The sequence below is a fragment of the Solidesulfovibrio alcoholivorans DSM 5433 genome (assembly GCF_000702665.1).
GTDB lineage: Bacteria > Desulfobacterota > Desulfovibrionia > Desulfovibrionales > Desulfovibrionaceae > Solidesulfovibrio > Solidesulfovibrio alcoholivorans.
Genome location: NZ_JNJA01000013.1, coordinates 21,792 through 41,857, shown reverse-complemented (window position 1 = coordinate 41,857; position 20,066 = coordinate 21,792). Strand labels below are relative to the sequence as shown.

At 64.8% G+C, this 20,066-nt stretch carries 17 protein-coding genes; 3 read left to right on the top strand and 14 right to left on the bottom strand.

Going from position 1 to position 20,066, the window contains the following annotated elements; translation table 11 throughout:
- Nucleotides 1-13 precede the first annotated feature (13 nt).
- Complete coding sequence (locus Q368_RS0117880) at nt 14-679, bottom strand: O-methyltransferase (protein WP_029460413.1); 666 nt, start codon at nt 677-679, stop codon at nt 14-16.
- Nucleotides 680-696: 17 nt separating this feature from the next.
- Nucleotides 697-1,038, bottom strand: coding sequence for an STAS domain-containing protein (locus tag Q368_RS0117875; protein WP_029460412.1), 342 nt, complete (start codon nt 1,036-1,038; stop codon nt 697-699).
- A 194-nt stretch (nt 1,039-1,232) separates the two neighbouring features.
- Between Q368_RS0117875 and Q368_RS0117870 the strand changes: the two genes are divergently transcribed.
- Nucleotides 1,233-2,285: a GGDEF domain-containing protein gene (locus Q368_RS0117870; RefSeq protein WP_029460411.1), complete on the top strand. Its 1,053-nt coding sequence runs from the start codon at nt 1,233-1,235 to the stop codon at nt 2,283-2,285.
- A gap of 197 nt (nt 2,286-2,482) precedes the next feature.
- Here the strand turns inward: Q368_RS0117870 and Q368_RS0117865 are convergent, their stop codons facing one another.
- The 3 genes from Q368_RS0117865 to Q368_RS0117855 form a co-directional block, all read right to left on the bottom strand.
- Nucleotides 2,483-3,877 carry an NAD(P)/FAD-dependent oxidoreductase gene (locus tag Q368_RS0117865; protein ID WP_029460410.1) on the bottom strand — a complete coding sequence of 465 codons (1,395 nt, stop codon included), beginning with the start codon at nt 3,875-3,877 and terminating at the stop codon, nt 2,483-2,485.
- An 81-nt stretch (nt 3,878-3,958) separates the two neighbouring features.
- Nucleotides 3,959-5,023, bottom strand: coding sequence for a C1 family peptidase (locus tag Q368_RS0117860; protein WP_029460409.1), 1,065 nt, complete (start codon nt 5,021-5,023; stop codon nt 3,959-3,961).
- A gap of 374 nt (nt 5,024-5,397) precedes the next feature.
- Nucleotides 5,398-8,004 carry a 6-bladed beta-propeller gene (locus tag Q368_RS0117855; protein WP_084158888.1) on the bottom strand — a complete coding sequence of 869 codons (2,607 nt, stop codon included), beginning with the start codon at nt 8,002-8,004 and terminating at the stop codon, nt 5,398-5,400.
- Between the two features lie 687 nt (nt 8,005-8,691).
- On the opposite strand from Q368_RS0117855, the gene Q368_RS0117850 reads away from it, so the two are divergent.
- Nucleotides 8,692-9,849, top strand: a complete 1,158-nt coding sequence (locus Q368_RS0117850) for an HD domain-containing phosphohydrolase (RefSeq protein ID WP_029460407.1) — start codon at nt 8,692-8,694, stop codon at nt 9,847-9,849.
- 162 nt (nt 9,850-10,011) lie between these two features.
- On the opposite strand, the gene Q368_RS0117845 is transcribed toward Q368_RS0117850, so the two are convergent.
- The 7 genes from Q368_RS0117845 to Q368_RS0117815 form a co-directional block, all read right to left on the bottom strand.
- Nucleotides 10,012-10,419 carry a Ros/MucR family transcriptional regulator gene (locus tag Q368_RS0117845; RefSeq protein WP_029460406.1) on the bottom strand — a complete coding sequence of 136 codons (408 nt, stop codon included), beginning with the start codon at nt 10,417-10,419 and terminating at the stop codon, nt 10,012-10,014.
- A gap of 146 nt (nt 10,420-10,565) precedes the next feature.
- A complete protein-coding gene (locus Q368_RS0117840) occupies nt 10,566-12,518 on the bottom strand; it encodes a SpoIIE family protein phosphatase (RefSeq protein WP_029460405.1) in 1,953 nt (650 codons plus the stop codon).
- On the bottom strand, nt 12,502-13,503 hold the full coding sequence (locus tag Q368_RS0117835; protein ID WP_245611390.1) for an ABC transporter substrate-binding protein: 1,002 nt from the start codon (nt 13,501-13,503) through the stop codon (nt 12,502-12,504). The genes Q368_RS0117840 and Q368_RS0117835 overlap by 17 nt, the downstream gene beginning before the upstream one ends.
- 112 nt (nt 13,504-13,615) lie before the next feature.
- A complete protein-coding gene (locus Q368_RS0117830; RefSeq protein WP_029460403.1) occupies nt 13,616-14,440 on the bottom strand; it encodes a prolipoprotein diacylglyceryl transferase in 825 nt (274 codons plus the stop codon).
- Nucleotides 14,441-14,459: 19 nt separating this feature from the next.
- Nucleotides 14,460-14,651: a hypothetical protein gene (locus Q368_RS0117825; protein WP_029460402.1), complete on the bottom strand. Its 192-nt coding sequence runs from the start codon at nt 14,649-14,651 to the stop codon at nt 14,460-14,462.
- Nucleotides 14,652-14,954: 303 nt separating this feature from the next.
- Nucleotides 14,955-15,458, bottom strand: a complete 504-nt coding sequence (locus Q368_RS23430; RefSeq protein ID WP_052360275.1) for a hypothetical protein — start codon at nt 15,456-15,458, stop codon at nt 14,955-14,957.
- Between the two features lie 88 nt (nt 15,459-15,546).
- The gene (locus Q368_RS0117815; RefSeq protein WP_029460400.1) at nt 15,547-16,107 is read right to left on the bottom strand and encodes a hypothetical protein; all 561 of its coding nucleotides are present in this window, start codon (nt 16,105-16,107) and stop codon (nt 15,547-15,549) included.
- A gap of 90 nt (nt 16,108-16,197) precedes the next feature.
- On the opposite strand from Q368_RS0117815, the gene Q368_RS0117810 reads away from it, so the two are divergent.
- Entirely contained in the window at nt 16,198-17,298 is a 1,101-nt protein-coding gene (locus Q368_RS0117810; protein WP_029460399.1) for a radical SAM protein, read from the top strand.
- A gap of 291 nt (nt 17,299-17,589) precedes the next feature.
- Here the strand turns inward: Q368_RS0117810 and Q368_RS0117805 are convergent, their stop codons facing one another.
- Both Q368_RS0117805 and Q368_RS0117800 read right to left on the bottom strand, forming a co-directional pair.
- The gene (locus Q368_RS0117805; protein WP_029460398.1) at nt 17,590-19,134 is read right to left on the bottom strand and encodes an SDR family oxidoreductase; all 1,545 of its coding nucleotides are present in this window, start codon (nt 19,132-19,134) and stop codon (nt 17,590-17,592) included.
- Complete coding sequence (locus tag Q368_RS0117800; RefSeq protein WP_029460397.1) at nt 19,127-19,585, bottom strand: pyridoxamine 5'-phosphate oxidase family protein; 459 nt, start codon at nt 19,583-19,585, stop codon at nt 19,127-19,129. The genes Q368_RS0117805 and Q368_RS0117800 overlap by 8 nt, the downstream gene beginning before the upstream one ends.
- Nucleotides 19,586-20,066 lie beyond the last annotated feature (481 nt).

The following is a 20,066-nucleotide window of genomic DNA, read 5'->3' as shown; positions in this document are numbered from 1 at the left end:
GGCAAGGCTTCTGTCACGTGTTTGCCCCGGCGGGGCGACACCAGATCGTGGTGCGCCAGACGCCGTTTTCGAAATCCCGGCGCGGCCAGCCGGAAGCGGCGGTGAAGACGGGGGCGTATTTCTCCCATTCGCTGTTGTCGAGCACGAGCAGGCCGCCGGGACGCAGGCGCGACAGGGCATTGAGGGCGCAGGCCACGCGGGCCCGGCCGTCCACGCTGACGAGATCGAAGCTGTCCGGGCCGAAGTCGAGGATGGCGTCGGCATAGGCGGCGAATTCCGGTTTTCCCGGGACATAGCCCGTTTGTCGCCAGACGGCGGGGCGGTCTTCGGGCCGCCCCTTGGCGTCTCCGGGGGGGGCGAAACGCAGCGTGACATTGGCGACGCCCTGGCCGACGAGTTCCCGGGCCAGGCGGCGGCGCCACTTTTCCCGGTGTTCCACGGTCACGAGACGGGCCACGCGGCTGGCGAAAAAAAACGTGCTGCGCCCGCCTCCCCACTCGAAAGCGGTCATGGACGGGGCGAGGAAGCGGTCGAGGCAGTGCACTGCCCCGGCGTTGATCCAGGGATAGGCGGGATCACGGGCCATCCGCCAGGCCGTCGGGGCATAGAGCAGGGCGCGCGCCGCGCGGCGCACCCCCTCGCCAAGGCCGGTGCGCCCGGGCGTGTAGCGGATGAGCATGGCGGGGCGCGGAAGCGTCAGCAGCCGTGGGCGGCGAGGGCGGCGGCGACGTCGGCGTGGATGGAAAACACCTTGCCGAGGTCGGCGATGCGCAGCACCTTGGCCACGCCGTCGCTGATGGCGCAAAGGGCGACCACGCCCCCTTCGGGGAGCAGACGGTTGCGCACGGTGATGAGGCTGCCGATGGCGCTGGAATCCATGAATTCCACGCCCGTGAGGTCGAAGCACAGCACCTTGGGCGCAGCCTCGATCATGGGGGCCAGGGCGCGCTGGAAATCGGGGCAGGTGGTGTAGTCGAAGATTTTGGGCAGGCCTGCCACCAGGGTCAGGGCACCGTGCCCGGTTACGGTCAGATCCATGTCTCCTCCGGTTCGCTGCGATAGCGGCGAAATGGCCTGTACCATGGGCCGCACGGCCGGGCAACCGGCAGGGAGGGCGAGATTTCCCTTCCGCCTTCCTGCGGAAGCGTGTAGAAAAAAAGAACCTCCGAAGCAGGCGCGGCGCGGGCGCGAGCGCGAGCGCCGGAAAACCGCAAGCCCGAAACGAGTGACGCATGAACAAGGATTGGCAGCGAAACAAACCGGCCCAGGGCGTTCCCGCTTGTTCGGACGCGGTATGCGCCATGCTCGACCGTGTCGGCGTGCCCCGCAACTCCAAATGGCGCGGGCTGATCCTCTACATGCGCGGCATCAAGGACTACGATTTTCTGGACAACGAACAGAAGGAACAGATCCAGGCCCTGGTCATGGAAGTGCTCAAGGTCCGGGATTTCTCCGACGAGAAGTTCCGCGAGGTGATCAAGATCAACGAGCGCATTCTGAGCGCCCCCTGGAACCGGGCACTCACGCGCACGCTCCAGGAGACCGCCTCCCTCGTCCAGGAGTTTCAGGAAACGCTTTTCCGCCACAAGGGCGGGGTGCAGAAGCTCGAAAACGTCACGGTGGAAGCCGTGGAGACGGGCGGCGACGTGGAGCGCATGCTCGGCACCATCCGGCGGGGGTTCCGGGAAATGGCCTCCATGATCGAGAAGGACGCCGAGAAGATGGTGGCCATGAGCCTCACCGACGCGCTGACCGGCATCCACAACCGCCGCGCCTTCGACAGCCACGTCGGCAAGGCCGTGGAACGTGCCGTGGCCGAGGGCAAGCCGCTGTCGCTTTTCATGTGCGACATCGATTTTTTCAAGCGCTTCAACGATGAGCACGGTCACCGCATCGGTGATCAGGCCCTGGTTGTCGTGGGCTCGATCCTCAAAGGCTTCGCCGAGGAGATCAAGCAGCTCGAGGACCGCGACATCTTCCCGGCCCGTTACGGCGGCGAGGAATTCGCCGTGACCCTGGCCGATATCGGCAAGGACGAGGCCGAGGAGCTGGCCGAGATCATCCGGCGCAAGATCGAGCGCTACAACTTCGTCATCCGCGATCCCGACGGCCAGATCCTGGTCGGCGGCATCAAGATCAACGTCAGCATCGGCGTGGCCGAACTGCTCGCCGACTGCGCTTCGCCCAATGTGGACCACCTCGTGGACGCCGCGGACAAGGCCCTGTACGTGGCCAAATCCTCGGGCCGCAACCAGGTCCGCGCCTACGAACGCCCGCGTGTTTGATTCCGAATGGTAGGGTTGGGGGACGCCTCCGGCGGCCAAAGGGCTATCGCCCTCTGGACTCCCGTCTAGGGGGAGCGTCGCGTCTCCCGTCCTGTTTCGATCTTCCGATATTTCCCCTGGAATCCCCCCTTTCGGGGTGGTCCAGGAGGGGCCCTCGGCCCCTCCTGGCCGCCGGAGGCATCTTTTCTTTTTTGTTTTTATAGTCTGCGCAAGATGGCCTTTGCCGGGATGAGGCCCGTGGCGGCGGCCGAGACGATGTTCCCGGCCACGCCCGGCCCGTCGCCGGCCACGAACATGCCCGAAATCGCGGTTTCCAGCTCCGGCGTCGCGTCGATCTGCGTGGCGAAGAACTTGATTTCCGGCGCGTAGAGCAGGGTCTCGTCATTGGCCACGCCCGGGACCACGGCGTTTAACTGTTCCAGGCCGTCCACGATGTTGGCGACGATGCGTTCGGGCAGGGCCATGGCGATGTCGCCGCAGGTGACCGAGGTGAGCGTCGGCTCGACCGAGCCGCGCCGGATGCGGCTCCAGGTGCTGCGCCGGCCGCGTTTGAGGTCCCCGAAGCGCTGGAGGATGGGGGAGCCGCCGCCGATCATGGTGGCGAGGCGGCCGATGGCTTCGCCGTAGGCCTGGTTGTCCGAAACGGGGTCGGTGAGCACCACCTTGGACAGGAAGGCGAAGTTGGCGCTGTCGGATTTGGCGTCCATGTAGGCGTGGCCGTTGACGCAGACGAAGTCCTGGTAGTTCTCGAGGGCCACGTAGCCGCCCTGGTTGGTGCAAAACGTGCGCGTCTGGTCGTCGTATTTGCGGGTGCGCACGAAAAAGGTGGGGTCGTAGATGACATCCGTGAGGTCGGCCAGAATTTCGTTGTGGACCTCCACGCGCACGCCGACCTCGATGCCGCGCTGGCTGTAGGGCAGGCCGTGGCGGCGGGCAAGCGCCCCCATCCACTCCGCGCCCACGCGTCCCGGGGCCAGGATCACGGCCGGGGCGGCATAGCTGTCCTTGTGCGTCTGCACGCCCGCGACGCGCCCGTCACGCACGAGCACGTCCCTGGCCTCCTCGCCGGTGCGGATGGTCACGCCGCGTTCCTCGAGGATGCGGGACATGCCTGCGATGTGGTCGGGCAGCCGGTCGCTGCCCAGGTGCTTCTGGCGGATGAGCAGAAGCTCGATGCCGCACTTGCGCGCCTCCTTGCGCAGCGCCCGCGCCCGGTCCATGTCCGTGGGATAGACCGGGCCGTCCATGCCGAGGGCGGTGAAAAGCGCCTCGGTCTCGTCGATCAGCGCCACTGCTTCGGACAGCGGCATGAACTGCGTCAGGTCGGTCTTGCCCAGCCGCGGGATGAAGTTGAGTTTGCCGTCGGAAAAGAGCCCGGCCCCGCCGATGCCGGAAAGGATGTTGCAGGGCTTGCATTTGCGGCAGTCGGCCTTGCCGTGCATGGGGCAGCGGCGTTTGCCGGCGGCTTTGCCCTTTTCGAGGAGCAGGACGCGCAGTCCCTGGCGTTCGGACAGGCGGTAGGCGGCGAAAAGGCCGGCCGGGCCGCCGCCGACGATGATGACGTCGAAATCCGTTCTGGAGTCGCGTGGCACGGAATATCCTTTGGGCATGCGCCCGTTGCGGGGGATGGCTCGAAGCTATACGCCGCGGCCGCTTCCTGGCAAGGCGGCGGGCTACTGCCGCAGGAGCAGCTGGTAGGTTCCGGGCAGGGAGCGCGCGGCCGCGGGGGGCGTGTAGGTAAGGTAGGCGGCGGCGCAGGCCACGCGGGCGGCGGTGTAGGCGATGCGCATGTAGCCCTGCTCGCCCCAGCCCGTGCCCCAGGAGTTGCGCAGGATCCAGTGGCCAGGGGTGGAGGCGTCGCCGTCATCCCAGCCGACGAGCGTCACGGCGTGGTCGGTCGTGGTGTTGTAGCAGTAATCGTTCGCCGTGCATGCGTCCTGGCCGTCCTCGAAGACGCCGGTTTCGTAGTAGTCGAAGAGCGAGGAGGTGAGCACGGCCACGTCCACCGGCCCGTAGGTCAGAATGGCGGTCTTAATGGCCTCGATGTCGTTGCAGGCTGCGCGCCCCCAACTGGTGAACTTGACCAGGGGGGCATCGCCCAGCGAGCAGCTCGAGGATTGGGCGGCGGTGTAGGGCATGGCCGTTTCACTGGGGATGCCGTACTGCGTCAGGGCGAGCAGTTCCGAATAGGAATAGTCCGCGCCGTCGCAGCCGTCGAAATAATCGACGTAAGGTCCTTGGCTGCCCAGGCAGAAGGCCAGGTACTGCTCGGAGAAGTCGGTCACGGCGTCTCCCGTGCGGTGGGTGGCGACGTTGTAGACGCCCTCGGCCGTGGCTGCGGCGGAGAAGGCGTAGCAGGCTCCGCAGGAGCCCTGGTTGCGGATGGCCCCGATGTAGGATGCGCCGTTTACGTTGCGCCAGTCGAAGCGCGACGGCAGGCTGGCCAGCCGGGGCAGGGCGGCGGTGGCCGCCGTGGCGAGGCTGTTGGCGCGGGCGGCCGCGGCGCGGCGGCCCCGGGAGCGCATGGCTTCGCGCTCGGCGCGCGGCAGGCGGCTGACCCAGTTCTCCGCCACCGTGAAGTGGTAGCCGTTTTGTGCGATCTTCTGCCGCACCGCCTCGAGGGAATCCGCGTCCGCCAAGGCGGCGGTTTCGGCCAGGGCCGGCCGCGGGTGCGCCAGGAACAGGCAGGCCAGGGCCAGGATGGCGAGCCGGGACGTTCGCCGGAAGGCGTAGGGCATGGGTGGCTCCGACAAAACTTTGTTTACATTTACTGCGTAGCCGAAAAGCCCTGCGTACGGCAAGGGCGACATTTTTCCGGGGTAACGGGAAGGGCAGGAGTGTGGGGACTATACCCCATTGCTTCGGAAGCGACCCTCCCTGGCTTTGGCAGGGCAGACTCTTGTTGGAAAAACGGTCTGGCGAAACGACGGGCAAGGTGCTGCGTCCCGGTCGCGTTCAGGCAAACGCAGGCCCCCGCTAGGTTCGTATCTCCCAGCGGGGGCTGTGTTGCGTGAAATCGGTACTGCCCGACTGCGGCTATCTCCCGCCGGGGCCGTTGCGGTCCTTCTGGCGGCGAAGAAACGCACTTCGGGAAGCGCCTCGTGATGTCAGGTCATTGCGGGAGCAGCAGCATCGTCGTGTTGGCAGGTCCGCCGGTGACTTGCGCGAAAACCTGAATGCGATTGTTGCCCGTGTCCGCGACATACATATTCCCGCGGGCATCGAAAGCGATTTTGCGGGGATGGGCGAATTGGCCGGGCGCGGAACCGGCCGAGCCCAACTGGTTGGAAAACGTGCCCGAAGCGTTGAAGACCTGAATTCTGTTGTTATAGGTGTCTGAGACGTAGATCTTGTCTTGAGCATCTACTGCAATGCCGTACGGATTGGAAAACTGGCCCTGATTGGTGCCAGAGCTTCCCCATTTGGTAATGAAGTCACCCGTGCTCGTAAATTTCTCAATACGGCTGTTTCCTGTATCCGAGACATAGACATTGCTATTGCTGTCGACGGCGATGCTGGAGGGGTAATTGAACTGGCCGTCGCCACTTCCCTGTGTCCCCCATTTGAGAAGAAATGTTCCGTCGGCTTTGTATTTCGAAACACAATTGTTCCAGCTGATGACATAGATGTTGTCGTTGCTGTCAACAGTCAGATCCCAGGGATAATAGAGGGTGTCCGTGCTGGAGCTCATCGTATTCCACTTTGTGACGAACTCCCCGTTTGCATTGTATTTTTGAATGGCATTGTTGTTCGAATCCGCGATATAGATGTTTCCCTGGTGGTCCCTGGCGATGTTGCTCGGAAAATGGAACTGTGAATTGGAACCAATGGTTTCGATGAAACCTCCGTTTGCGGAAAAACGCTCGATACGGTTGTTGCCGCCGTCGACGACATATATGGAATTGTCGTTCTCGAGAAAGATGCCCGTAGGAGCGTTGAATTGGCCGAGTCCATAGCCAAACGAGCCCCAATCCAGGACATACTGGTCTGAAAGATTGTACTTCGTTACTCGATTGTTGAACGCGTCGACAACGTATTTGTTGCCTTGGCTGTCGATGGCGATATCAACGGGCCGGGTCAACTGACCGTCTGCCGTACCGTATTGGCCGAACCCCGTGGCGAACCAGAGATCCTTAATGAGGTCGTGCTGCATGCCGCTTGCGACGCCGATTTCCCAGTCATTGGAGCCGAAATTTGTGTTGGTTACATAGGGTCTGCTTTCGAAAAGTGCCATGCCATGGGGTTGTAAAAGGGCGCATCCTTCGCCCGGTACGATGCAATGTCCGAAGATGCTTTTAAAGTTCCCGAGCGAGTCGTAAGTCTGAACCCTGAAGTTTCCGGAATCCGCCACCCATATTTGGTTTTGCGTATCTACGATCACGTGTTCCGGGCGGACAAGGTTCCCGTTATCATAAGCGTCGTCATTGGACCATGATCCCCATTGCGTGGTATATGTGCCATCATTGCCAAATTTTTGGATACGGTTGTTGGAAGAATCCGACACGTAGACAGCGCCAGTGCTGTCAACGGCGACGCCGGTAGGCGCGTTGAATTCGCCGTTTCCGTTCCCCTGGCTACCCCAGGCGCCGACCTCGCCCGTGGCGCTTATTTTGACGATCCTGTAGTTGCCAGTGTCCGCTATGAAATAATTGTTGTCCTTGTCTTTCGCAATGGCGGAGGGGCGGGAGAGGGAAACACCGGATGTACCCCATTTGTTGAGAAATGAGCCTTTATTGTCGAGAAGTTGAATGCGATTGTTGGCGGAGTCCGCAATGTAGAGATTGCCGTTTGCATCGCATGTGATGGCCCCAGGTTGGTTGAAATGGCCTTCTTGCGCGCTGGCTGTCCCCATTTTGTGGAGTAGGGTGTGGTTGCTGTTCCAGATGTAAACGACGGAATAATAATTGTCCACGTAATAGATGCTTCCGGAACTGTCGACTTTGATGCCGTTCATGTCCGAAGTGGAGCCGCCGGGGATGCTGAAGCTCGAAGCGAGTGTGCCGTTGGCATCAAATTTCAATATGGAATGAAGCATTGTATCGACGACATAGAGGTTGCTCTGTGCGTCGGTGGCGATGCCGCAGGGATTTTTTAAAGTGCCCGTAGTGCCGAGCGTCGCGATGAAGTTCCCGCTGGTATCGAATTTTTGGACCCGGGCGTTGCCGGTGTCCACAACGTAGACGGAATCTGCGACGACAAGGATGTCCTTTGCGCCGCTGAACTGGCTGGTGGCCGCACCCGCCGAGCCCCATTGTGCAAGGGACGCGCCGGTCGCACTTCGTTTGACCACGCGGTTATTGCTGCTGTCGAGGATATAGATATTCCCCTGCTCGTCAAGGGAGATGGATGTGCCGTTGGAGACTCCGCTCAGCCAGATGCTCGAAAGCAATTTTCCGGAAGTGTTGAACTTTTGAATCTGGTAACCCTCGGCGATATAGAGGGTGTTGCTGCCGTCGATTGCGATGCCCTGGGCATTCGTGACCTGCCAATCCGTAAGAAGCGTGCCGGATGGGTCGCATTTTATGACGCGTCGATTGATCTTGTCGAGGATGTACATGTTTTTGCTGGTGTCGAGTACGATACCCGTAGGGCTGGAAAAGGAGGGTAACCCGGTATTGTCCGGAATCATTCTCGAATAGTGGAAACTTCCGGCAAGACTTGAAGTCGTTCCGACGAAAAATACTGCAAGAATGGTCATGAACAGCTTTGTTTTTTTCATGGCTAGTTTTTACGGGCCTCAAGGAGAGGCGATTTGAAGCGTTAAAAGTAACTACAATATTTAATTGTTGCGGTGGAATGGCTTGTAACGCTCTGGTACAGATTATTTATTTATTTTGTATTTTTAAATTTATGCAGGTAGACTCCTGTTTGAAGTTGGGCTGCGTAAATATTTTGCAGGAAAAACGATGGTCTTCTCGCTTTGAAAAACGCGGCTGGTGGTGCAGGCTGTACTGCTGTATGCGTGATGTGCTTGCGTTTCTAGTTGTGCATACCCTTGCCGCTGGGTAATTGCTTTTCTTCTTTTGTGGTCGGCACTGCTGCCTCGGTACGCTCTTTTAGTTGCTACAATGAAGTTATTGCTACATTTTACGCTTCTGTCAAGTTCGCCTGGAAAGGGGCAATTGTCCGGGTGCGTGCGCAACCTTGCCGTTCTTTTCATTTTTGCGGGATGCGATATCATGGGGGTGAAACCTCCCGCGTGCGCCCTCCGGTCCATACAAAGGCGCTCCGGGAGGCCGCCATTCGCCGAAGCGAATGTATTGAGGACGACGCACCGCAGCATTTGGCCGACCGTTGCCTGAACCGGCAAGCCGGCTCCGATCTGATCCTTTGGCGGGCCTGCGGCCTGGGGCTGGCCAGAGGACAGGCGACGTACCATGCTTGCGGTGATAAGAAGGGGGAAACGGTGAACAAGCGGGTGCTCTTCATCGACGACGACGAACGGATACTGGCCGGGTTTCGCCGCAACCTCCACGGCGTTTTCGAGGTGGACACGGCCGTCGGGCCCGAGGCCGGGCTGGCCAAGGTCCGGGAGAACCCGCCGTACGCCGTGGTGGTCTCGGACCTGCGCATGCCGGGCATGGACGGCATCGCGGTGCTGGCCAAGGTGCGCGAGTTGCGGCCGGAGACGGTGCGTGTGATGCTCACGGGCTTCGCCGAACTGGAGGCGGCCATTAGCGCGGTCAACGAGGGCAACATCTTCCGTTTCCTGACCAAGCCCTGCGAGGCGGACTACCTCAAGGGGGCGCTGACCGCGGCCGTGGAACAGTACCGTCTGGTCATGGCCGAGCGCGAATTGCTCGAAGGGACGCTGCGGGGCAGCCTGCGCATCCTTTCGGAAGTGCTGTCGCTGCTGCGGCCGGAGGTCTACGGCCGGGTGTCGCGCATCGCGCCCTACGTGCGGCCCCTGGCGAAGCTGTGCGGCGACCCGAACCCCTGGCAGACCGAGGCCGCGGCCATGCTGTGCCTGCTCGGCTACATCACGCTGCCGGACAACCTGATCTCGCGGGTGGAACGCGGCCGGACGCTCGGAGCCGAGGACCAGGCCGTCTACCAGCAGCACGCCGAGGTGGCGGCGCGGCTCGTGGCCAATATCCCGCGCATGGGCGGCGTGGCCAAGGCCATCGCCTACCAGGAGAAGAATTTCGACGGCGGCGGTTTTCCCGAGGACGCCGTGCGCGGCAAGGAGATACCCCTTGGCGCGCGCATCCTGCGGGTGCTTCTGGATTTCGACCGCTTTCTCGGCGCGGGCCAGCCCAAGGCCGACGCCTACAAGCAACTGCGCCAGGCCTCGGGTCTGTACGACCCCGACGTGCTGGCGGCGCTCGGCGAGGCGCTCGGCGAGGAGGGCAAGTACGTCATCGTGCCCATGGCCGTCAAAAGCCTGCGCGATAACATGATCCTGGCCGAGGACATGTACGTTTCGCGGGGCGGGCAGCAGATCAAGGTGCTCTCCCGGGGAGCGTCGCTCTCGAGCGTCGCCCTGGAGCACATCGCCAAACTGGCCCGTTACGAAACCCTGACCGATCCGGTCAAGGTCATCATTCCGTCCGAGGAAGCGTAAGCGCCAGAGGGCGCGGCGTCCCGGCCGGGAAGGGGCTTGCGGGGTGGTACGGGGAGGCGGTCGCCGCCGGACGCGCCGCGCGCGGCCGTTCCCGCGAAAATCGGCCGCGCGCCATGTCGCTTGGGATGCATCGCCTGGCGGAGAGGCGGGAAGGCGTCTGTCCTATTCGGCGACGGCAGCGGGTTTGCGCCGACGCTCCCACAGCCGCATGTCCTTCATCTTCTTGCGGCGCTCGCGTTGCAGGGACTTGGCGGCCAGGGGCGCGCCTTTCTTGTAGCCGTACTTGGCCCGGTATTCCTCGGGTGTGATGCCGTGGGCGGCCAGATGCTTCTTGGTGAGCACCTTGAAGGACTTGCCGCATTCCAGGCACAGCACGCTGCTTTCCTTGATGGCCTTGGCCGGATCCACGGCCGGCGTGGCCGGCTCCGCGGGCAGGGTGTCCGCTTCGGCGGCGGCCTGAATGCCGGCGGCCACATTTTTCAACATCGAGGTGATTTCTTCATCGGTCATGGTGCGCACGGAAGCTTGCGCTTTGACAATTTCCAAAGCTTCCTTGAGATAATCTTCCATTTGTCTCTCCTGGGAACGACTTTCGTTACATATATGACAGAAAATGGGCGAATGCAACTGAATTCCAAAATAAATGAAAACGCCACTTGTGCGATGCTAGTGAAGGGTTGCGGTCGCAGACGCGTCTACGGCGTTGTCACACGGCGTTACGCCTTCGCATCACCGCGATACAACAGGGTCAGCACGGTGATGTCGTCCGCTTGCTCGGCCGTGCCGGCGAAGCCGCGCACCGCCTCCATGACGGCCGCGTCCATGACCTCCGGCGGCATGTCGCGAGCCCGCACAAGCGCCTCGCGCAGCCTGTCCGTGCCGAAAAGGCGTTGCCCGGGGTTCATGGCCTCGGTCACGCCGTCGGTGAAGGCCACGAGCCTGGCCCCGGGCGGCAGGGAAGTCCGGCTGGTCTTGTAGACGGCATCCTCCATGATGCCGAGGAACACGCCGCGCGGCAGCGGCAGCCAGGACACGGCCCCATCCGGCGCGATCAGGGCCGGCGGGTTGTGCCCGGCGTTGGAGAAGGCCAGCTCGCCCGTGCGGAAGTCCAGGATGGCCAGGAACATGGTGACGAAGAGCATGGATTCGTTGTCCACGCACAGTTCCTTGTTGACCTTGGACAGGATCCCGGCCGGGTCGGCTTCCTGTTCGGCGATGCCTTTGACCAGGGTCTTGGTCACGGCCATGAACAGTGCCGCGGGCACCCCCTTGCCCGAGACGTCGCCGACGAGGAACAGCAGCTTGTCCGGCCCGATGAGGAAGAAGTCGTAGAGGTCGCCGCCCACCTCCCAGGCCGGTTCCAGTGTGGCGTGCAGCTCGAAGGCCGAGATTTCCGGAAAGGGCGGGAAGTGCTTGGGCAGAAAGCTCATCTGGATGTTGCGCGCGATCTTGAGCTCCGATTCCAGGCGCTCCTTGGCCTTGGTCGTGGCCGTGAGGTCGGCGATGTAGTCGCGAAGCGCCAGGCGCATCTGCTCGAACGAGCGCGACAGCCGCCCCACCTCGTCGCCGCTTGCCGGCGCGGGCACGGGCGTATCGAGGTTGCCCTTGGCGATTTCCGCGGCCGTGGCCGCCAGGCGCGACAGCGGCCGGGTGATGGTCGCGGCGATGGCCGCGATGACGCAAAGCAGCAGCACGAACCCGGCCGCGCCGATGGCCGCGACCGTGCTCCCCAGGCGGTTCAGGTCCGCGAACAGTTCGGCCTCGGGCACGATGACGCCCATGGACCAGCCCGTGGCGGCCATGGGCGCGTAGGCGAGCCAGGCCGGCTGGCCGAGCACGAAATCCGGCAGCCGGGCGAAGCCTTCGCCGCCGCGCGTCATGGCCTGGCCCACGGCGCGCAGTTCGGGACTCTTCGCCTGCTCGGCCAGGGAAAAGATGCTTTCGCGCATGATGTAGCGGCTCTCGGGGTGGGAGACGAACACGCCGTTTTTGCTGAGCAGGAACGCGTAGCCCGAGCTGTACATGTTGATCTTGCGCACCTGCTCCCGCAGCCATTCCAGGGAGACGTCGGCCGTGACCACACCGCAAAACGTCCGCTTCGCCCCTTCGGTGCGGAAGATGGGCACACTGTAGGTGGTCATGACGATGTCGCCGCCGGATTCGTCGAAATAGGGCTCGCTCCAGACCGGGCGGCCGAGTTCTCGCGGCACGAGATACCAGTTCTCCAGCTCGTAGCGGTCCTCGTACCCCAGGGGCACCTTGGCCGGTCGGCCGTCCCTGCGACAGAAGTAGGGGGCGAAGCGCTGCGCGCCCGGGGCGAAGGCGCCTCTTGCGAAGGCCGCGGCCGTGCCGAAGACGTCGGGGTTGCCGGCCAGAAAGTCTTCCAGGTCGCGGTCCAGGCGCTCGGCGTCGGGCATCTCCTGGCCGATCTGGCGGGCCAGATAGCGCGGGATGCGCTCCACACCGGCCAGGGGGACTTCGAGGCGCGTCGCCGCGGCGCGCAGGAGGTTCACGGCGTTTTCGCGCACCCCGGCAAGCAGCATGCGCTTGGCCGCGTGGTAGGAATAGGCCCCGGCCCCCACGAAGATGGCGGTGGTGCTGGCCAAGATGAACAGGGCGAGCTTGAAGCCGAGGCCCCGGCCTGAACGGCGTTTACCGGGCGTCGGCATCGAAGTCCTCGTAGGCGGGAACGTGCGCGATGCGGCCGGCCCCGAGCAGGGCGCGCGCCGCCGCGTCGTAGCCGGTCCGCGTGAGCGTGCCGAAGCCGGCTTCGCCGTCCGCGAGCATGGCCTGGCGGATGTGTTCGAACATCCATTGCTGGTGCATGCGGTTGGTGGGCAGGTGGGCGGCGGAAACGTGGCTCATGACGATGTCGAGCGCCTCTCCGGGGTGGGCGAAGGCGTACTTCCAGCCTTCGATGGAGGCGCGCCGCACGGCCCGGCACAGTTCCGGGTCTTTCTTCCAGGTTTCTTCCAGGGTGTAGAGCCCGTCCTCGGGCAGGTCGAGGCCGAGGTCGGCCATGGCGAAAACCGTGAGTGCGTCGGGGTCGAGGCCGGCGTTTAACAGCACGTGGTATTCGTTGTAGCGCATGGCCGAGCAGGCCGCCACGCCGCCGCGCAGGAACAGGTCCACGGTGTAGCCCTGGGGCACCTCGGTAACGCGCACGCCGTGCCGCTTGAAAAGCTCCTCGGGCGCGATGCGAAATTCCGGGCCCCATAAGCTCACCCGCCGGCCGTCGAGGTCTTCCGGGCGCGTGATGCCGTCGGCTTTCCGGGCGATGAGCAACTGGTTGGAGTGGGGCACGAACTGGGCCAGGTTGACGAGCGCAAGCCCCTCGGCCCGCTCGCGGACGGCCGTGGGCAGAAAAAACGTGCCGAATTGTGCCTGGCCCTCGCGCAGCAGCCGGGACGGCGGGGAGCCCGGTCCGCCGCGCAGGATACGCATATCGACCCCGGCCGCGGCATAGAAGCCCTTGGCCAGGGCCACGTAATAGCCGGCGAACTGGGCCTGCGGCTCCCATTGCGGGATGAGCGCGGCCTGCTTGAGCGTCGCCCGCGCAAGGACGGGCCACAGCAGCAGGACGGCGCAGAGGGCGCACATCCCGGCCACAATCCGCATGCGTAGCGGACAGAGGCGGGAGAAAGCCTGGAACATGCCGTCTTCCATAGCGTATGCGTCGCCCCTTGCATAGGGCTTGTACGCGATGGGACTGTTTTTTTTGGATACGCGGCGCGAAAAGAACGTGACGAGTCGGAAAACGAGTTGCCTATTGCGCCAGCGCCCGGCGGCGCAACAGGACGACGAGCACGCCGGCCAACACGGCCAGGGCCACGTACTGCGAGGTGGAAATGCCGTAATAGAGGCCCCGTATCGTGTCGCCCCGCCAGAATTCGAGCACGAAGCGCAGCACGGCGTAGCCGGCCAGGTACAGCGTCGTCATGCGCCCCGGGGGCAGGCCGCCGTGGCGGCGGCTGCCGGCGTACTGGAGCAGGCCGAACAGCGCCAGGTCGCCCAGGGCTTCGTAGAGCTGCGAGGGATGCACGGGCAGCGAGGCCACGGCGTTCGGCGGGAGCAGCCCGTCGAGCTTGTGCTGGAGATAGGCCGGGGACCCGGCCGGAAAGCGGATGCCAAGCGGCCCGTGCGTGACTGCGCCGAAGCAGCAGCCGCCGAAAAAGCAGCCCAGCCGGCCGAAGGCGTGGCCGAGGGGAGCGTAGCGGCACACGGCGTCGAGCAGCGGCCAGGGCGAAAGCCCGAGAAGAGGGCAGCCCAGGCGCAGCGCGCCGAGGACCGCCAGCGCGCCGCCGTAGAAGACCAGGCCCCCGGACGCGACGATGCCGAAGGTGAGGCGGCCGGCAAGGAACGCGTCCTGGATGATGGGGATGGCCCGCGCGCCGGCCAGACCCAGGGGAAGGGCGGCCAGGAACAGCAGCAGGTAGCGGCCGCGGCGCGGATCACCGGCCAGGTCGCGCCGTGTGCCGGCGAAAACGATGACGAGCCCGGTAAGCCCCAGGATCAGGTAGCCGGCCTGGACCAGGACGAACAGGTCGAGCCCCGTGGCCCGGGAAAGCAGGAAGGCGATGAAGCCGCCCATATGGTGTGGGAAGGGCGGGCTACTTGCCGCAGTCGAAGCAGGAGCAGCGCAGCCCCAGGCAGCCGCACGAGGAAAGCTCACACGAGGTGGCGTTGCGCGCGGCGTCGGCGTAGGCGGCGTAGGATTCGCCGGGGGTGGCCTGGGAAAAGGCGAACAGCGTGCCGGTAAGCGTCAGGCACAGGGCGCAGGCGAGGGCCAGGGCGAGCTTCATGGGATCTCCTTCCACGGATGGTGCGGCCCCTTCCTTACGCCAGCCCGCCTGCCGGCGCAATCCCGGAGGGGGAGGGAAGGAGAGAATGGAGAGATATGGAGAGAATGGAGAGATATGGAGAGAATGGGGAGGATGGAGAGAATGGGGAGGATGGGGAGCGGGGGTGAAGGGAGAGAAGAGGGGGAAGAATGCCTCCGGCGGCCAGGAGGGGCCGAGGGCCCCTCCTGGACCACCCCGAAAGGGGGGAGGCGACTGTTTGCTAAAGACGGGGAGAGCAGGAGGCGCGTTGCGAAAGGCGCGGGCTCAGGCGCTTGGCGCGAGGGCCTTGCGCAGGGCCGTGTTGTCGCGGGGCACGAGGACGCAGACGCCGTCGAACGTCACGACGTCGTGGGCCGCTCCCGTCGCGAGGGCGGCGGCAAGGTCCGGGTCGGATGCGGCCAGATGCGGCAGGCATACGACATGGCCGCGCGGATCGGCCAGGATGGCCGCGAGCCCCCGGGGCAGGGCCTCGCCCGGGCGCGGCGGGGCGTTCAGCCAGAAAGCGCCCGGCCTGGCCAGGCGGGGCAGCAGGTTCGGCACCATGTCCGCGGCGTCGCCATGAAGCGGCAGGATGCCCTTGCGGCCGGACAGCCGTTCGTGGGCGGCCTCGTACAGGACCTTGTCTGCCTCCATGGTGATCACGGTGTCGAAGATGTCCCCGGCGGCATGGGCGAGGTCGCCCGCGCCGGTCGCGGTCTCGACGAGCACGGGCAACCCCGCGCCGTGCAGGAGGGTGAAAAGGGGCAGCGGAACGGCGGCTGTGGTCATGGCTGGTCCTTGTGCTTGCGCCCGGTCGCGAACGGGTCCCGGGCGCATGGGGTGTGGGGGGGAATGACGGCCTCTCGCGGCCGCGGCCTCAGCGGAACTTGAGCTGCAGGTGGATGGTGGCCTGGCCGTCGGCGAAGGAGATGTCGCGCAGCATGGTTTCGCGGTCGATCACGTAGGTGTCGGGCGATTTGATGTCCACGCGCAGGACTTCCTTGCGCCCGAGCGGCACCACGACCTTCTGGCCGCCGACCTTGAACACGATGCGTTCGCCGTTTTGGTACCAGAAATAGTAGGTGCGCTTGTCCGTGAAGAAATAGGGCTGGTCGAAGGTCTGCACGTTGCGCGAAAGCGGTTTTTCGAGGCTTATGTCCAGACGGTAGATGTCCGGGGCCACGCGGGCCACGTTGATGGCGGTCATGGCGTAGCGGCCGGAACTGTCGGGGCTGGCCGTCTTGAGCTCGGCATAGCCGGCGTCGATGGTGAAATCGATGTTCGCCGCCGGCAGGGAACGGGTGGTGCCCTGGAAGAATTTCGCCAGGGCCTGGGGGGAATCGCCGCCGCCGGCCCCGGAAGCCGGGTCCGCGGCGCCTGCCGCGCCGGCCCACAGGAGCAGGGCCAGAGCCAGGACGGGAAGTGACAGTCGGGACATGGCCGGCCTCGCGTCCGTCGCCGCCCTGGCGGACGGCGGGGAAAAGGGGTAGAGGTGACGCCAACCCTTATCCTTTACCGCGGCACAGGCATGAATGCAATGACACCCGAAGTTTCCTTTCCCGGCGGCGAGACGGCCGCCGTGCTGGCAAAGGCCCGGGCCGGCGAGCGCCTCACCCCCGACGATGCGCTGGTGCTGGCCGTGGCCGCGCCCCTGCACGACCTGTGCGGCGCGGCCATGGAGGCCCGTGTGGCCCGCCACGGCAAGAACGCCTATTACGTGCACAACGTGCACATTAATTTCACCAATGTGTGCGTCAACGCCTGCCGCTTCTGCGCCTTCAGCAAGGTCAAGGGCGCGGCCGGGGCCAGGACGCTCACCGTCGAGCAGATCGTGGCCGAGCTCGACGCCCGGGGCGACGCGGTCATCCGGGAAATCCACGTGGTCGGCGGGCTCAACCCCGAACTGCCCCTGGATTACTACCTGTCCATGCTGCGCGCCATCGGCAGGGCCCGCCCCGACGCCGGCATCAAGGCCTTCACCGCCGTGGAGGTGGCCCATCTGGCCGACGTGGGCGGGGTTTCGGAATACGAGATCCTGGCCGCCCTCAAGGACGCCGGGCTCATGATGCTGCCGGGCGGCGGGGCCGAGGTCTTCGCCCCCGCGCTTCGCGAGAAGCTGTGCCCGGAGAAGATTTCGGGCGAGCGCTGGCTGCAGGTGCACGCCACGGCCCACGGCATGGGGCTGCCCACCAACGCCACCATGCTGTTCGGGCATATCGAGAACTGGGCCGACCGCATCGCCCACCTCTCGGCCCTGCGCGATTTGCAGGACCTCACGGGCGGCTTCACCTGCTTCATTCCCCTGGCCTACCAGCCGGCCAACAACAAGCTCGGGGCCAAGGGGCCGGACGGCGTCACGGCCATGCGGCTCATGGCCGTTTCGCGCCTGTTTTTGGACAATATTCCGCATCTCAAGGCCTACTGGGCCATGCTCGGCATCAAGGCGGCGCAGATGGCGCTTTGGGCCGGAGCCGACGACTTCGACGGCACCATCGTGGAAGAGCGTATCGGCCATGCCGCCGGCGCGGACAGCCCCAAGGGCCTGACGCTCGGCGCACTGCGCCATGCCATCGAGGCCTCGGGCATGGTGCCTGTGGAACGCACGCCGGATTTCAAGCCGCTGGGCTGACGCCGCGTCGGGACAATCCGAAAAAGGGCCGCATGTCCCCTCGGGGGAACAGCGGCCCTTTCGTTTTGGGCACGGGGCGACGGCGCGCGTCAGTTGCGCGTCCCCCCAGGGAGATCCGTCGGCCAGGCAGGCGAGCCTGCCGCCATCGGGAAGGAGGTTGTAGTGGGAACTGTCGAAACAAAGGACAACTTGTTGGTTTTTTGGGGCTTCACTTCTTGAAATCCTGGTCTCAAGGGGAGGGGGCGAGCCTCCGCCACCCGTTTCCTTGCGCCGTGTTCTGTCCGGCCACCCTTATCGCGATCCGCCCCTCCGGCCTTCCGTTTCAGGCAGGACGCAGACCTCGCGTCCGCCTTCGTAAGATGTCGGTGGTTCGCGCAGGGAGAGGTGCGCACGTCGCACCAACGTCCGCAGCAACCCCTTGAACAAATGGCGATGCGCCGGTTTGAGCAACGCCCAGTACACGAGCCCCCCAAGGCCGCGAGGCCGGAAAAGCGCGCTCAGCCGTAGCCGTACGAGGTCCGGCCCCTCTTCCTCCAGGGCGATCCGCAAGACCGCTTCTCCGGGAAGGCGCATGTTGAAACGCAACAGCAGCAATCTGTTCTCCACCAGCCCGAGCACCCGGAAACAGTCCAAGGCGTCCCCCGGGGCGAGCACGCCTCCCTGCCGCCGCCCCCGGTTCAGTCCGACGCCGCCGATCAGCCGATCGAACCAGCCTCGCAGCCGCCACAACCCGTCGAGGTAGAGCCAGCCGGTCGTGCCGCCGACGGCGACGACCTCCTTCCACAAAGGCGCGGTCGCCCCTTCCGCCAGGCAGGCGTAACTCATCTCCAGCACGGTGCCGCCGGCATACCCGGGGTCGCCCGGAGAAATCATGGCCGGGGGGCGGATGTCCCCCGCGTCGGACCAACAACTGACGACCCGGTCCTCCCGCGTGTCCGCGAGGGCCTCGCGGATGGCCTCGCGGCAGCTGATCAAGCGGACCGGCACACAGGCGCGGATGGCCTCTTCCGTGCAGACGGCCTCGTTGCGCAGCCCCTCGGCCAGGGGCTTGCCGATGCTGGCCGGCACCGGCGTGACCAGATGAATCCACCGCGCACTGAGCGCCGGCGTAAAAAAGGGCACATGCAGCCGCCTGCGTTTGGGAAGTTTCGCCTCTTCGGCGTAGATATCGAACAGTTCGCCGTAACTCAGCACGTCCGGCCCGCCTATGTCGAAGCTGCGCCCCGCCGTCTCTGCGCTGTGTAGACAGCCGACGAGGTAGTCCACGACGTTGGCGATGGCGATAGGCTGGCACTTCGTGTCGACCCAACGCGGCACGATCATGACCGGCAACCGGTCCACCAGATAGCGCATGATTTCGAAGGAGGCGCTTCCCGAGCCCAGGATCATGGCCGCCCGCAACCACGTTGCGGGAACGGACCCTCGCGACAGGAGGGCGCCCACCTCCGTGCGCGAGTGCAGGTGGCGGCTGAGGCGATCCGCTGCCTTGCCGAGCCCGCCAAGGTATATGATCCGGGCCACCCCGGCCCGGGCCGCCGCTTTCGCCATGTTTTCGGCCGCCGCGCGGTCCGCGGCGGCGTAGTCCCTGGTGGCCGCGTTCATGGAGTGCACCAGATAGTAGGCGACCCCGACGCCTTCCAAGGCAGCGCACAGGGACGCCTCGTCCATCACGTCCGCGTGGGCGATACGCAGATTCCGGTGCGCGGCATACGGCCTGCCGGCGATTTTCCGGGTGGACCGCCCCAGGGCCCGGACAACGTGTCCCTCGTTCAAAAGGGCCGGCACAAGCCGGGCTCCGACATACCCCGTAGCCCCGATGACGGCGATCTCACGCATGGTGCCAGCCCGCTTCCCCATGTTTGATAAATTCCCCCCTGTCCACGCCGTCGAACAATTGGAAACTCCTGGGCGTGACGCGCACGATGCCGGTATCCGGCCGGCCGAGAAATGCGTCCAGATGCGGCCTGTGCCTTTGAAAATCCGCGACAATCTTCCCGCGTTCGGCAGGATCCGTGACGTGCCCGGCGGTTCCGTGCATGCTCAGTGCCGTGACCCTGCCCGGGTCGTCGTGACGGCAGCGGTTGTCGATGAGCAGCGCGACATTCGGATTTTCGCGTATGAGCTTCGCCTTGTAGGACCCCGTGGACATGGCCAGGCAGACCGTCAGCCCGTCCGATCCGGGCAGATAGGACATGAGCGATATCCAGGGGCCCTCCGGCGAGAGGGCGCTGAGCACCGCGAAGTCCATCTCCGTAATGAAAGCCGCTATGCGCCTGAGAATCTCCATCCGTTTGTCCTTGCCCTGTTGGCGGTTACGGTCGCGCCCATGGTAGCATGGCCGTGGGCGGCCGGGCAACGCCATCGGCCAACCGGGGCATTGGCATGAGGAAGATGGGTATTGGACAAAAGCGAGATGGAATTCCTCCCCAGCAACCGGCGAGAGCGTCGAGTGCGGCTACCCCCGGGCGAGGGCATTCCCGATTGGGATGCACGCCTGCGCGTCACCTTGCCCCGGCGAGCCTTCACGCCGCCGGCCAGTCCCGGGCCGTAAAACAGCGCCCAAGGCCGGCCGCTTCTCCCCCAGGTTTTTTTCAGGCCTGCCCGGAGTGTTTTCCCGGAACATGTGGCCAGCGCGCGTCATCGAAGACGCCGGCAACAGCCCCTCCATCGACTGCAACCCCCTCTTGGCCGGACGCGCCCTGCGTCTTGAAGCGCGCCACCCCGGTGTTTGTCGTAAAAAAAACGTCGTAAAAAGAAGATGGCCTACG